This window comes from Nostoc sp. UIC 10630 (assembly GCF_010747425.1).
Classification (GTDB): Bacteria; Cyanobacteriota; Cyanobacteriia; order Cyanobacteriales; family Nostocaceae; genus Nostoc.
Window position 1 is genome coordinate 33,316 of sequence record NZ_JAAGOG010000043.1, and the last position, 13,512, is coordinate 46,827.

Genomic DNA, 13,512 nt, shown 5'->3' on the forward strand with positions numbered 1-13,512 from the left:
ATATGTCCTTTGATAACCGATGCAAACTGCTATCTGAAAAGAGATTGCTGGTTTATTTGCGATCGCCTAACAACTGCCTTAAGGAGTGTCAAGGCTTACAGTGCGATGGCGTACCCGCCCACCGTAGGCGATCGCAATTTGCTATAAGTTGACCATTATCTGATTGATAACGGTCACTTAATTAATTACCCCTATACATTAAATCGGAACAACATTACATCCCCTTCTTGCACAACATAGTCTTTTCCTTCACTGCGAACCAACCCTTTTTCCTTCGCAGCATTCATCGAACCGGTTGTTACCAAATCTTTATAAGCGACAGTTTCAGCGCGAATAAATCCCCGCTCAAAATCACTGTGGATTACACCAGCAGCTTGAGGTGCAGACATTCCGGCATTAATTGTCCAAGCCCGGGTTTCTTTGGGGCCGCAGGTGAAATATGTCCGCAATCCTAGAAGCATATAAGTTGCACGAATCAAAGACTTCAAACCGCCTTCTTCCACACCTAAAGATGCGAGGAAATCAGCCTTATCTTCCTCTGGTAATTCTACTAATTCCGCTTCAACTTGGGCAGAAACTATCACAACTTGGGCATTTTCTGTCGATGCAATTTGCCGCACTGTTTCCACAAAATGATTACCAGTTGCCAACTCATCTTCAGATACATTGGCAGCATAGATAATCGGTTTATAAGTGAGCAGTTCTAATCCTTTAATAATTACTGCTTCTTCTTCATTCAAACTTACCTGGCGCACCGATTTACCTTCATTTAAAGCCGCAGCCAATTTTTCTAAAACTGTGATTTCAAACTGTGCATCTTTGCTGGTACGAGCTTGTTTGCGAGTGCGGTCAATTCGCCGCTCAATTTGTGATAAATCTGATAGACCCAATTCTATATTAATGATTTCAATATCTCGTGCTGGATCAACAGAACCAGCAACGTGGATAATATCGTCATTTTCAAAACAACGTACCACATGGACGATCGCATCAACTTCCCGGATGTGGGACAGGAATTGATTCCCTAGTCCCTCACCCTGACTTGCACCTTTAACTAAACCGGCAATATCTACAAATTCCACCCGCGCTGGGATAGTTTGTGCCGAACTGGCAATCTTAGCAAGAACATTTAACCGTTCATCCGGTACTGCGACAACGCCGACATTCGGTTCAATCGTGCAAAAAGGGAAGTTAGCTGCTTCTGCTTTAGCATTAGCAACTACAGCATTAAATAAAGTAGATTTTCCGACGTTGGGAAGTCCGACAATTCCGGCTCTTAGCATTTTGGATTTTAGATTTGAGATTTTGGATTACATTACCAAGGTAATCTAAACAGGTTCCGGTATGGTTTGGGGAATTGGCCCTGGAACTGTTTGAGGAATGGGAGCAGGTACTGGTTCTGGTACAGGCCCCGGTAACGGTTGAGGAATCGCTGGCCCCGGTACAGGCTCGGGACTAGGTAGCGGGTTCGGGCCAGGAGTAGGAATTTGTGGTTCTGGTATATAAATCGCAGTAGGATTAATCATCGTCAGTCTAAATTAAATTATTCAACCTTCCCACGCTAGATGACAACCTCATCTGTTGACATCTCCCCAAATACCTATACTCACGAACACATCCTTTAATAATTTACCGCCCTTCTCATTCTCTGCGCCCCTCTGCGCTTCCCTCCGCGACCCTTTGCGTTTAAACTCCAACCTCAATTCCCCACCATTTGCACAAAACTACTCCTCCTTAACCTTTTCCACCATCTCTGGCACTGGATCGTAACCACCTGGATGAAACGGATGACAGCGCAAAATCCGCCGAGTTGCCATCCAGCTACCACGCAACACTCCAAATCGTTCAATAGCTTCAATAGCATACATCGAACAAGTTGGTTGAAAGCGACAAGTCGGGAGAAACAACGGCGATATAAACATTCGGTAGCCCCGAATCAGCCAAATAAATAATAGTTTCATTGCAGTTACCTAAATCTTATAAATTAGTAACAGAGGTAAAATTTTTCATTTTGTTACATCTTTGTTGATTACATTTTCTGACTTAACCTCAATTCCGGTTTTATGGCTGCAAATTGCGATTACTGCAATTTGGGTGTTACTCATCCTCGTGATTGCATGGGTGGTAAACCGCTTCGCCGACGAGCCAGAAATCGTGCGGAAGATAGTTCATATAGGCACTGGTAATGTAATTTTACTTGCTTGGTGGCTAGATATCCCCGCCAGTGTAGGGATTACAGCTTCCATTCTAGCGAGTGCAATCACCTTATTATCCTACCGATTGCCTATTCTTCCTGGTATTAATAGCGTTGGGCGGCAAAGTTTCGGGACATTTTTTTACTCTGTTAGTTTCGGTATTTTAGTTGCCAGTTTCTGGTACTTACAACAACCCCAGTACGCAGCACTAGGAATTTTGATCATGACTTGGGGAGATGGACTAGCAGCCTTAATTGGACAACGCTTTGGTACACACAGGTATAAAGTCTTTGGCACACAAAAAAGTTGGGAAGGCTCCCTAACTATGATGCTGGTTAGCTATTTCATCAGTATTTTGATTTTAGTTGGAACTCAAGGAAACAGTTGGCAAACTTGGGTAATATCACTCGCGGTTGCATTTATCGCTACAGTTTTAGAGGCTTTTTCTTTTTTGGGTATTGATAATTTGACAGTCCCTTTGGGTAGTGCAGCCCTTGCTTTCTTTTTAAGTCAGTTAGTCTATTTCTAATTGAGCAAACAAGAGATACTTGCCCGACACGTTTCTCTAAATATCTAGTTCAAAGGATATGGGAGCAAAAGCATAGATTTAATGGGCTGAGATAGCGATCGCACTCATCTTCAGCAATAATGTAGAACAGCTACGAGCTATGGGCATCGATCCCGAAACTCTCTAGGACACTCATGTAAAAACGCGAAAATTTTGCGTCTTTACATGAGCAAAAATCTCACGAAGAATGAGTGCAATTTGTAAACTCATTTATACGCAGCCAAACCTTCTCTAATAAATCAGGATCATTCACATCAAACCATTCAATTTGGGGATATGCGCGAAACCAAGTGCGTTGTCGCTTGGCAAATTGTCGTGTATGCAAAACTATTAACTCTTTCGCTTCATCTAAGGAAATATCCCCAGCTAAATATAGCTTGATTTCTTGATAGCCCAAAGTATTCAACAAAGACAAATCAGCGCCATATTTTTGACAAAGATATTCCACCTCCGCAACCAAACCATCTGCTATCATTTGGTCAGTACGCTGTTTAATCCGATTCCCCAACTTTTCAACATCGCAATCCAAACCAATTTGCAAAATCGGATAATTCGGTGGATTCTCCCCTTGTTGTTCGGAAATCGGGCATCCAGTAACATAATATACCTCTAATGCTCTTAGAGTTCGTACTGAATCATTAGCATGAATTTTTTGTGCTGCAACGGGGTCAACTTGTTGTAACATGGCGTAGAGTTGAAGCTGACCTAGAGATTCAAGTTGCCATCGCAATTCCATTTGTGGTGCAACTCTAGGAATTTTCATCCCTTGAACAATGGAGCGGATATATAAACCAGTACCACCAACTAGCAAAAGTGGCGTAACATCAACAGAAGCAATTAACGCTTGTGTTTGTTCCTGGTAGTCTGCTACTGTCATCGTGTCTGTGGGATCGCAGATATCTATTAAATAGTGCGGCACTAATTTTTGTTCAGCCACAGTTGGTTTTGCCGTCCCAATATCAAACTTACGGTAAACTTGACGAGAATCGGCACTAATAATTACAGAACCCAACCGCATCGCCAAAGCCAAAGCCAAACTCGACTTACCCGTTGCCGTCGCCCCACAAATCACAATTAATTTATTCATTAGTCATTAGTCATTAATTTTCTTCCCTTTCTCCCCTGCCCTTCTTTGCCACTATTGAAAGGTAGTGCAACCCTAGTATAAACTTCTCTTGAAAATGCCCTACAGACGCTAGCAGGGCTTTTGTGTTACAATTTTGGAGTGTTTTTGCTTTTATTTATTTTTAGGCGAGTTTAACCCCACGCATCAGGAGAGTTTACATGACGAGCAGTTACAGTGCCGATCAGATTCAAGTTCTGGAAGGTCTGGAAGCCGTCCGCAAACGACCAGGAATGTACATTGGTACCACCGGGCCGCGAGGACTCCACCATCTAGTTTACGAGGTGGTGGACAATTCAATCGATGAGGCTTTGGCGGGTCATTGCACTCATATAGAGGTGGATATCAACGCTGATGGTTCCGTGACTGTAACAGATGATGGTCGCGGTATTCCCGTCGATACTCACTCGCGCACCGGGAAATCGGCTTTGGAAACCGTGATGACGGTACTACACGCTGGTGGTAAGTTTGGCGGCGGTGGCTACAAAGTTTCTGGAGGATTGCACGGGGTTGGTATTTCTGTTGTTAATGCCCTATCTGAAGTTGTAGAAGTTACAGTTTGGCGAGATAAAAAGGTTCATCTCCAACGCTATGAACGCGGTATCCCAGTTACCGAACTGCAAACAAAGCCTTACAAAGAAGCGAGAACTGGAACTTCTGTCACCTTCAAGCCAGATACCCAAATCTTTACAACTAGCATTGAGTTTGATTACATCACTTTATCAGGTCGCCTACGGGAATTGGCGTATCTGAATGCAGGTGTCAAAATTACCTTTACTGACAACCGTCTAGAACTACTAAAAAGCGATACACCGAAGGTAGAATCCTACAATTACAAGGGTGGGATCAAAGAGTACATTGCTTACATGAACCGTGAGAAGCAACCCCTGCATGAAGAAATTATCTATGTACAGGGTGAACGCAACAACGTACAAGTGGAAGTTTCTTTGCAATGGTGTACTGATGCTTATACGGATAATGTGCTAGGTTTTGCTAACAATATTCGCACGGTAGATGGTGGTACGCACTTAGAAGGGTTGAAGGCAGTTCTGACTCGGACATTAAATGCGATCGCCCGCAAGCGCAATAAAATTAAAGAGAATGAGCCTAACCTCAGTGGCGAACACGTCCGCGAAGGTTTGACTGCGGTAATTTCCGTGAAAGTCCCCGATCCCGAATTTGAAGGGCAAACCAAGACTAAACTCGGTAACACCGAAGTACGGGGGATTGTCGATTCTCTGGTGGGAGAAGTCCTCACCGAATATCTAGAATTTCATCCGGCGATCGCAGATTCAATTTTAGATAAAGCTATCCAAGCTTTCAAAGCCGCAGAAGCAGCGCGTCATGCGCGAGAATTAGTTCGACGCAAATCTGTACTAGAATCTTCGCCATTACCTGGTAAATTGGCAGATTGTAGTTCTCGTGACCCTAGCGAATCTGAGATATTCATCGTGGAAGGGGACTCAGCAGGCGGGAGTGCCAAACAAGGACGCGATCGCCGCACTCAAGCTATCTTGCCTCTACGTGGTAAAATTCTTAACATTGAAAAAACCGACGACGCTAAAATTTATAAAAACAACGAAGTTCAATCGTTAATTACAGCACTCGGTTTAGGTGTTAAAGGTGATGAATTCGATTCCAACCAACTGCGTTATCACCGCATAGTCATCATGACGGATGCTGACGTAGATGGAGCGCACATCCGTACTTTGTTGTTAACATTCTTCTATCGATATCAACGAGCGCTCATCGAACAAGGCTTTATTTATATTGCTTGTCCCCCACTGTTTAAAGTAGAACGGGGACGTAATCATGAGTATTGCTATAGCGATCGCGAAAAGAATCAAGCGATCGCCAAATTCCCTGCTAACGCCAACTATACCATCCAACGCTTCAAAGGTTTGGGTGAAATGATGCCACAACAACTCTGGGATACCACCATGAACCCAGAAACCCGCAAAATGAAGCAAGTCGAAATTGAGGATGCAGCCGAAGCCGATCGCATCTTCACAATCTTAATGGGCGATCGTGTCGCACCCAGACGAGAATTTATCGAAACTTATGGTTCTAAACTCAACTTCACCGATTTAGATATTTAATATCAATTCCCTACCACGACTCTAATAATTTGTAACATTGGTAATGAGTGATACGTTTTCACCCATTACCTTTTTTATACCCTAGGTGTCTATAAAAATACTTCTTTTGGGTGGTGACAAAGCAAGATTTCATAAATACTTTATCCACCTGTGCCTCTGCGGTAGCCTTCGGCAAGCCGCTTCTCTACGAGAGGCTACGCCAACGCGTCTATGTTATTCCCTAACTCTTAGGTAAATTTGAAATTAGCCGAGGATCATATAATTTGCTTATTGTCAATATCTGATGAAAATTCAATCTTCTAGTGTTAACAAAAATACCAACTTTGTTGGAAAGCTAGTTATAACAATACTTTTTGCACTGACTAGCTGATTAATTTTGTCCACCAACTAGAAACACATTTGTTATGCTTTAAGAAAATCACTGAATATCATCTATCAAACAGCAATTAATAAGTATCTTGAGGATTTCTCATCATAAGATGACAGAAACTTACCGAAAGAAAAGTATTGAAATTTACAATTAAGTTACGCAATCCAGCTTTGTAACTAAAATCATCAGGTAATTTTCTGGGTTCTCTCGGCTTGAGAGAATGGCTACTGGAAGCACACACCATCTGGCTGAAAACTTGTTAATATCTTCATGTACTGCCGTAGCGATCGCGATTGTATCGTATGTATCTAATGAAGTTTTGCCAGAAATAGGACTATACTGGCAAATTCACAGGACAAATTGTTTTTGAATTGATTAAAATATCCTTGTATACAATAAGAAGAGTTTGTCAAGTTTCATAGGGCTGAAATCGCCACAGTGCGCTAACGTGTGAATAAGGCCGAATTAGTTAAACCTAAATTGATCTGCCATCAGGTCGATATGCTACAGCCTCAACTCCTCAGTTAAGGTAATTAGTAAGCAGAAGGTTAACTCTTTAAGGCAAGCACCGCCACCCTGGTTGTATTTACCCAATCGAGAGACTAGCTTTAATCTCAGGAATGCGTAATTTATGAAGGAAATGTAAAAATGGCTAGATTAATACTTGTCGTCTGAGTTAACATACAATGCACTCTTTCTAAGTAATTAATGTTGTGTAAAATACATGAAATCGAGCAGGAGCAAGCGTACTTACTTTGTAATGTAATAAGAACGTCACTGCAATTCCGAAAAGTGGAGAAAAAATTTCAGGGTATAACTCTTGTTTTTAATGTCTTTTTGGTAATAGTGGCTAATAATTACTCTGGGAGTTCATGATTAATACACAAAAAGAGTGCAATTTCTGTGAAACAGGCTACAATCGGAAGAGTCTTTATAAGAAAATCTGCCAGCAGTCTGAACTCATTAGTATAGAGTGGCAAATTTTTTCAGAAAGACGAGTATTTTTTTTGACCAGTTAGTTGAAAGCAATATGTGATAGCAACACATATAACATTTACTAGGGTGAGCAAATCACTTTTAAAAATGGCTTAAACTAAAGTAAAAAAACCTCCTACCGGAGGTGCAAAAGATCCGAAAATATTTCTGGCAAATCTGCCAAAAAGCTTATTTTCGGTTGACAATTGGCTCGTTTAAAAGAGCAGTAAACACATCTTGAGTAATTGATTCTGCAAGGAGCATGAGGAACGCGGCATGAACCAGGCTAACAACGTACTCGAAAGCATATATCAGCCTGACCTAGAAATAATGAATCAGCCTGAGCTCGAGTTAGAAGAACTCTTAATAGATGATGAAGAGGACTTGCTTATCATCGATGAAGGTGACGATGAATTTTTAGAGCCTCAGTCTGATGAGGACGACGCAAAGTCTGGAAAAGCCGCTAAATCGCGTCGTCGGACACAAAGCAAGAAAAAGCATTACACAGAAGATTCTATTCGGCTTTACTTGCAAGAAATTGGTAGAATTCGGCTGTTGCGGGCAGACGAAGAAATCGAATTGGCGCGGAAAATCGCCGATTTGCTGGAATTAGAGAGGGTGCGGGAAAGACTCTCAGAACAGTTGGATCGCGATCCTCGAGATAGTGAATGGGCAGAAGCAGTACAACTGCCCTTACCAGCTTTTCGTTATCGCCTGCATGTTGGTCGCAGAGCGAAAGATAAGATGGTGCAATCTAACCTCCGTCTTGTGGTTTCAATTGCTAAGAAGTACATGAATCGTGGTTTGTCGTTCCAAGACTTAATTCAGGAAGGCAGTCTCGGTTTGATTCGTGCCGCTGAAAAGTTTGACCACGAAAAAGGCTATAAGTTCTCCACTTATGCTACATGGTGGATTCGTCAAGCAATTACCCGCGCGATCGCAGATCAATCCCGCACAATTCGTCTTCCAGTTCACCTTTACGAAACCATCTCTCGGATTAAGAAAACTACCAAGTTACTGTCTCAAGAAATGGGTCGCAAACCTACCGAGGAAGAAATTGCCACTCGGATGGAAATGACCATTGAGAAATTGCGGTTTATAGCAAAATCTGCCCAGTTGCCTATTTCATTAGAAACGCCTATTGGTAAAGAAGAAGATTCTCGATTGGGCGATTTTATTGAATCCGATGGTGAGACACCAGAAGACCAAGTTTCCAAAAATCTTCTGCGCGAAGACCTGGAAAAAGTACTCGACAGTCTCAGTCCCCGTGAACGCGATGTCCTCAGACTGCGTTACGGCTTGGATGATGGTCGGATGAAGACCCTTGAGGAAATCGGCCAGATTTTCAACGTCACCCGCGAACGGATTCGTCAAATTGAGGCGAAGGCACTTCGTAAGTTACGCCACCCAAATCGTAACAGCGTTCTCAAAGAGTATATTCGGTAGTCAATTAGTCATTAGTCATTGGTCATTAGTAAATAAACAAATGACAAATGACAACTGACAAATGACAAAACAATAAAAAACCTGGTAGTGAATTAGCACTCCAGGTTTTTTTATTTATAGGTCATCTTAAATATTAAAACTTATTATAGGATGCCCCAAAAATGTAGGAAGCCTTGACCAGAAAAAACTTCAACCAAAATAGCTGCTGAAAAGCCAATCATTGCCAAGCGACCGTTCCAAATCTCTGCTTGTGGGGTAAAGCCCCAGCGCCAAGCGTTACGATCTTCAATTACAGGAGTAGTGACTTTTGTTGTGCTTGCATTTGTCATGGTTCGGACTCCAAACTTTATTTTTAAGGTTTATTGCCTTATGTAAACTAATATAACAAATGTTTTTAGAAAGGCAACATTTTTTATACTTTTGTTTCCATACCTTGACATAAATAGATATAGCTATTTATACAGATTAAAACATCAGCCTTCAGTGAGATTTACAGAGATCGAAGAAATGTTATCTAGACTTTTACCTTTATAGACTAATATATCTTATTAAGATTAATTATCAAGTAATTTAGTTATATTGCTTTATTTTACAATAATTTCGGATTATAAAATGAAAATTTATTGATAATCTAAATCATTACTAGCCCATTTCCATTTCTTTTGAAGTCGAAACAAAACCAAGCTGCCCGTACCTCAGTGGAATGAAGCCAGAGATGTTTTGCCTCAGTTTCTCTCACAAACAAAGCAGATAATTTCCTTTAATAAAGCTGTTGCAATTCCCTGTCCTCGCCACATCGGAATTGTATAAACGTTCAGAATGTAGGTTTCTAAACCTGAGAAATTGCTGTTATAAGGCAATACGGTTCGGTTAAGGGCCACTGGCAAAAATTTTGGGTTTTTGAGACGCGATAAATCGCCGTCTCTACAAGTGTTTTGGTCTTATCTGAACTGTATTGCGTTCTAAGGGGGTCGTTGAAAAAATACCAAGCCGCTAGTGGCAAAAATTTGACAATCCACTTCAGCTACCCAAGCTAAAAACTCACCCGACGGCATTTTTTCGCCAATATATTTTCGAGTTGCTTCTGGTAGGTTTGTGGTGTCAGAGTCACCTCAATACTTTTCGGATAAACTCAATAATCTCTCTTTTGGTCTGGGGAAAGCTTACTGGGTTTGGGGTAAAGGTAAATTTAAACCCTTTCCCTTTCCCCTTTCCCCCTTAACCGAAAAGTATTGAGAGTCACCTTTAATATTGCCAGCCTCCCGCAGGAGTTCGAGACGCAATTGGATTAGCGCCTCTAAATTCTGCAAGTTAGCTTGTCGCAAGTTGAACATAAGTCTGATTTACGATCGCACTTCAGCCACGGTGATGATTTTTTCATCGCGGTTGAGTTGGATAATACTTTCACCTTTGACATCCCGGCCTAAAATCGGCACTGTTTCCACAGGTATCCGCACTACCCGTTCCTTATTCGTCACTAAAGCTACCTCGCCAGATGCGTTGGCGTAGCCCGCCGAAGGCATCGCTATGACCATACCAGCTAAATTGTCAGTTTTGCTAGCAAATTTTAGCGCTTGCGTCCCTAAATCGCCGCGATTAGCCGCTCTTAACTGACTCGCAGCCATGCGCTTGGCATATCCTTCTTGAGTAACTAGCAGCAGATGGTCATCTTTACCGACAGTCACACAGCCAACCATTTGCTGATTTTTCAATAAACGAAACGCTTGTAAACCCATCGCTGTGCGACCCATGATCGGTAATTGTTCATCATTGGTTGCAAAGCGCAGCACTCGCCCACCGGAACTAGCTAAAATCAGATGCGCTCCTGGAGCGGTGAATTGGGTAAATGACAATTCATCATCGTCTTTGAGCTTTAAAATCGTGATTCCGCGCCGCGTCAAGTTTGTGAATTCTCCCAGAGACAGACGCTTAATTCGTCCCTGTTTTGTTAAGAGAATCATCTGCTGAGTTTCAAGATTGTCCGGCAGCAAAAAGCGGCTGACTACAGCTTCTTGAGCGCCTTGAGCAGTATTACTGAGCATAGTAATCAAAGGTTTTCCCCGTGGAGAACGCCCAGTAGTTGGAGGAATTTCTCCTACATTCACAGGATAGACTTTGCCGCCACTGGTTAGTATTAGCAATTCTTTTTGGGTGTCAGTCAACACAGTTTGGATAATAAAGTCATTATCATGCAGACCATTTTCAGCTTTTGACTTTCTCCCAGATGGTTGGGTGCGACGGACATAACCCCGTTGGGTAAATTCTAAAATTGCTTCTTCTGCTGGTTCAGAAGATTTAAGTTCCTCCTCCTCTGCCCTAGACTTCTGCTCCTCGGCTCTAGACTTTTGCTCCTCTCCAATTTTTGTTCGCCGGGGATCGCTGTACTTGCGCTTGAGCGATCGCAAATCTTTTTTCAGCGCCTTGAGTAATTCGCGGCGATCGTTGAGTAATTGTTCCAATAAGCTAATTTGTCCGCTTATCTGCTCAAATTCCTGCTGCAAATTTTGCTGTTCTAAACTGGTGAGGCGACGCAACGGCATAGCCAAAATTGCATCTCCTTGTACCTCACTCAAATCCAGTCGGCTACAAAGATTTATTTTTGCCGTACTCCCATCGGGAGCTTGCCGCAAAATTTGAATTACCTCATCCAAATTAGACAGCGCTTTTAGCAGACCTTCCACCAAATGCACACGACTTTGGGCTTTCCCCAACTCGTAATTGTAGCGACGGTTCAGCGTCTCTTCTCGGAAACTCAAAAATTCTTGTAAAAGTTGGCGCAAACTTAACTGGCGGGGTTGTCCATCCACGATCGCTAGGAGAATTGCCCCAAACGTCATTTGCAAAGCAGTTTGGTGATATAAATGCTGGAGAACTTCTTGGGGATTGGTATCGCGCTTGAGTTCAATTACTACTCGCATCCCTTCGCGATCGCTCTCATCCCGAAGATCAGAAATTCCTTGCAAACGACCTTGATTTACTAAGTCTGCTACCTTCTCAATCCAGGCAGCTTTATTCACTTGATATGGCAACTCTGTAATGATAATTGCCGTCCGTCGCTTGCTTCCCCTACTGGCTGGAATTTCTTCTAAAGTCGCAACTCCCCGCAGCAGAATTCCACCTTTACCTGTGGTGTATGCTTCCCGAATTCCAGTCTCACCAATTATTTCTCCACCGGTGGGAAAGTCTGGCCCTGGAATTAGCTCAAATAACTTTTCATCTGGCAAATCTGGGTTGTCGATTAAGGCAATTAACCCATCCACAATTTCCCCCAAGTTGTGGGGTGGTACATTTGTCGCCATTCCCACGGCGATCCCAGAACAGCCATTGAGCAACAGAAATGGCAATTGAGCAGGTAGCACCGTTGGTTCTTGCTGGGAATTATCAAAGTTCCCGACAAATTCCACCGTCTCTTCGCCGATTTCTGTCAGCATTCCCTCATGACTGATGGGTGCGAGGCGCGTTTCTGTGTAACGCATCGCTGCTGGTGGGTCATTATCGACGCTACCAAAGTTACCGTGTCCTGCTAGCAAAGGATAGCGGCTAGAAAAATCCTGCACTAGCCTGACTAAGGCATCGTAAACTGATTGGTCGCCGTGGGGATGGTATTTACCCAACACATCACCCACTACACGGGCACATTTTCGATAGGGTCTATCTGGTACTAAACCGAGTTCGTGCATTGCATACAAAATGCGCCGATGCACTGGTTTTAAGCCATCACGCACGTCTGGTAGCGCTCGCCCGACAATCACGCTCATGGCATATTCGAGATAAGACCGTTGCATCTCGGTGTGCAGGGCTGTTGGAATTACCTGTCCCGTTGAGAGAAGGTTTAACTGTTTTGCCATGAGTTTTTTCCCTGAAATTTAACTACACAAAAGCCGGCGGAACTCAATATTGCAGCAACCACAGCATAACGGATGAAATGGGATTCCTAACAAAATATTGATAGTCATAGAAGAAAAAGCAGTAGTATCATCCTTGATGACAAGGAGGTACATACACTATTAAAAAGGAAACAGATAGCAGGTAGCTGTTTTAATCGAATGATAATCTGCTACACATTTAATTTGTATAGGCTTTATAGCCAGGATACCTGCCATGACTGCATTTTCTCATTTTTAATTTTGAATTGCTTAATCCCCTCACCTCTACCTCTATAACTAAAATTCTCATGAAAACTGTTTTAATTGTCGAAGACGATCTAATTAATGCTCGCGTTTTTTCCAAGATTTTGTCCAAGCGCGGCGGCTTGGGGGTGAAACATACTGAAAATGTGGAAGAAGTAATAAAAATTGCCCAATCAGGAGAAGCCGACCTGATTTTAATGGATGTTTCTCTATCCAGAAGTGTTTACCAAGGGAAATCTGTTGATGGAATCAAGATTACACAGATGTTAAAATCCGATCCAAAAACAGCGAACTTACCTGTTATTTTGGTGACGGCACATGCTATGGAAGGCGATCGCGAGAATTTTCTCAAGCAAAGCGGCGCTGATGGCTACATTTCTAAGCCAGTTGTTGACCATCAACAGTTTGTTGATCAAATCCTCGCACTTCTACCCACAGACGGCCAATCATAATTGACGACTGATTCCAGGAATATTCGCCCGCAAAGGTTTTTGGGCGACTATTTCCTGTACTTAGTTAGTATAGATGTACTACGAAAAGGTACTATTAGGCAAGTGGTAATAGGAAAGTCAATTGACAATAGGGAATGGGGAATGGGGAATGGGG

At 42.6% G+C, this 13,512-nt stretch carries 12 protein-coding genes; 5 read left to right on the top strand and 7 right to left on the bottom strand.

The window, feature by feature from the left end; translation table 11 throughout:
- The first annotated feature begins 2 nt into the window (after positions 1-2).
- Positions 3-152 (top strand): hypothetical protein, encoded by a 150-nt coding sequence (locus G1O98_RS13140; protein ID WP_207794499.1) that lies wholly within the window; start codon positions 3-5, stop codon positions 150-152.
- A 39-nt stretch (positions 153-191) separates the two neighbouring features.
- Here G1O98_RS13140 and ychF read toward each other — a convergent pair whose 3' ends face one another.
- The 3 genes from ychF to yidD all read right to left on the bottom strand — a co-directional run bounded on the left by ychF (position 192) and on the right by yidD (position 1,961).
- On the bottom strand, positions 192-1,283 hold the full coding sequence (ychF, locus tag G1O98_RS13145) for a redox-regulated ATPase YchF (protein WP_163929225.1): 1,092 nt from the start codon (positions 1,281-1,283) through the stop codon (positions 192-194).
- A 45-nt stretch (positions 1,284-1,328) separates the two neighbouring features.
- Complete coding sequence (locus tag G1O98_RS13150; protein ID WP_163929226.1) at positions 1,329-1,526, bottom strand: hypothetical protein; 198 nt, start codon at positions 1,524-1,526, stop codon at positions 1,329-1,331.
- 198 nt (positions 1,527-1,724) lie between these two features.
- Complete coding sequence (gene yidD / locus G1O98_RS13155) at positions 1,725-1,961, bottom strand: membrane protein insertion efficiency factor YidD (RefSeq protein WP_163929227.1); 237 nt, start codon at positions 1,959-1,961, stop codon at positions 1,725-1,727.
- 61 nt (positions 1,962-2,022) lie between these two features.
- On the opposite strand from yidD, the gene G1O98_RS13160 reads away from it, so the two are divergent.
- Positions 2,023-2,724 (top strand): diacylglycerol/polyprenol kinase family protein, encoded by a 702-nt coding sequence (locus G1O98_RS13160; RefSeq protein WP_163929228.1) that lies wholly within the window; start codon positions 2,023-2,025, stop codon positions 2,722-2,724.
- A 217-nt stretch (positions 2,725-2,941) separates the two neighbouring features.
- Here the strand turns inward: G1O98_RS13160 and miaA are convergent, their stop codons facing one another.
- Positions 2,942-3,850: a tRNA (adenosine(37)-N6)-dimethylallyltransferase MiaA gene (gene miaA, locus G1O98_RS13165; protein WP_163929229.1), complete on the bottom strand. Its 909-nt coding sequence runs from the start codon at positions 3,848-3,850 to the stop codon at positions 2,942-2,944.
- Between the two features lie 197 nt (positions 3,851-4,047).
- On the opposite strand from miaA, the gene gyrB reads away from it, so the two are divergent.
- Both gyrB and rpoD read left to right on the top strand, forming a co-directional pair.
- Entirely contained in the window at positions 4,048-5,985 is a 1,938-nt protein-coding gene (gyrB, locus tag G1O98_RS13170; RefSeq protein ID WP_163929230.1) for a DNA topoisomerase (ATP-hydrolyzing) subunit B, read from the top strand.
- 1,621 nt (positions 5,986-7,606) lie between these two features.
- On the top strand, positions 7,607-8,776 hold the full coding sequence (rpoD, locus tag G1O98_RS13175; protein ID WP_012412585.1) for an RNA polymerase sigma factor RpoD: 1,170 nt from the start codon (positions 7,607-7,609) through the stop codon (positions 8,774-8,776).
- A gap of 143 nt (positions 8,777-8,919) precedes the next feature.
- Here the strand turns inward: rpoD and G1O98_RS13180 are convergent, their stop codons facing one another.
- From G1O98_RS13180 to gyrA, 3 genes are all read right to left on the bottom strand, one after another.
- Positions 8,920-9,105 carry a chlorophyll a/b-binding protein gene (locus G1O98_RS13180; protein WP_069073374.1) on the bottom strand — a complete coding sequence of 62 codons (186 nt, stop codon included), beginning with the start codon at positions 9,103-9,105 and terminating at the stop codon, positions 8,920-8,922.
- A gap of 834 nt (positions 9,106-9,939) precedes the next feature.
- A complete protein-coding gene (locus tag G1O98_RS13185; protein ID WP_163929231.1) occupies positions 9,940-10,110 on the bottom strand; it encodes a hypothetical protein in 171 nt (56 codons plus the stop codon).
- Between the two features lie 9 nt (positions 10,111-10,119).
- Positions 10,120-12,624 (bottom strand): DNA gyrase subunit A, encoded by a 2,505-nt coding sequence (gene gyrA, locus G1O98_RS13190; RefSeq protein WP_163929232.1) that lies wholly within the window; start codon positions 12,622-12,624, stop codon positions 10,120-10,122.
- 326 nt (positions 12,625-12,950) lie between these two features.
- On the opposite strand from gyrA, the gene G1O98_RS13195 reads away from it, so the two are divergent.
- Positions 12,951-13,358: a response regulator gene (locus G1O98_RS13195; protein WP_012412589.1), complete on the top strand. Its 408-nt coding sequence runs from the start codon at positions 12,951-12,953 to the stop codon at positions 13,356-13,358.
- The last annotated feature ends 154 nt before the right edge of the window (positions 13,359-13,512 follow it).

Excerpts from the sequence above, each read along its gene's own strand:
- G1O98_RS13140 (WP_207794499.1), top strand. The coding sequence starts at position 3 with ATGTCCTTTGATAACCGATGCAAACTGCTATCTGAAAAGAGATTGCTG.
- gyrB (WP_163929230.1), top strand. The coding sequence starts at position 4,048 with ATGACGAGCAGTTACAGTGCCGATCAGATTCAAGTTCTGGAAGGTCTG.
- G1O98_RS13150 (WP_163929226.1), bottom strand. The coding sequence starts at position 1,526 with ATGATTAATCCTACTGCGATTTATATACCAGAACCACAAATTCCTACT.
- G1O98_RS13185 (WP_163929231.1), bottom strand. The coding sequence starts at position 10,110 with ATGTTCAACTTGCGACAAGCTAACTTGCAGAATTTAGAGGCGCTAATC.
- yidD (WP_163929227.1), bottom strand. The coding sequence starts at position 1,961 with ATGAAACTATTATTTATTTGGCTGATTCGGGGCTACCGAATGTTTATA.
- rpoD (WP_012412585.1), top strand. The coding sequence starts at position 7,607 with ATGAACCAGGCTAACAACGTACTCGAAAGCATATATCAGCCTGACCTA.
- G1O98_RS13180 (WP_069073374.1), bottom strand. The coding sequence starts at position 9,105 with ATGACAAATGCAAGCACAACAAAAGTCACTACTCCTGTAATTGAAGAT.
- gyrA (WP_163929232.1), bottom strand. The coding sequence starts at position 12,624 with ATGGCAAAACAGTTAAACCTTCTCTCAACGGGACAGGTAATTCCAACA.
- miaA (WP_163929229.1), bottom strand. The coding sequence starts at position 3,850 with ATGAATAAATTAATTGTGATTTGTGGGGCGACGGCAACGGGTAAGTCG.
- ychF (WP_163929225.1), bottom strand. The coding sequence starts at position 1,283 with ATGCTAAGAGCCGGAATTGTCGGACTTCCCAACGTCGGAAAATCTACT.
- G1O98_RS13195 (WP_012412589.1), top strand. The coding sequence starts at position 12,951 with ATGAAAACTGTTTTAATTGTCGAAGACGATCTAATTAATGCTCGCGTT.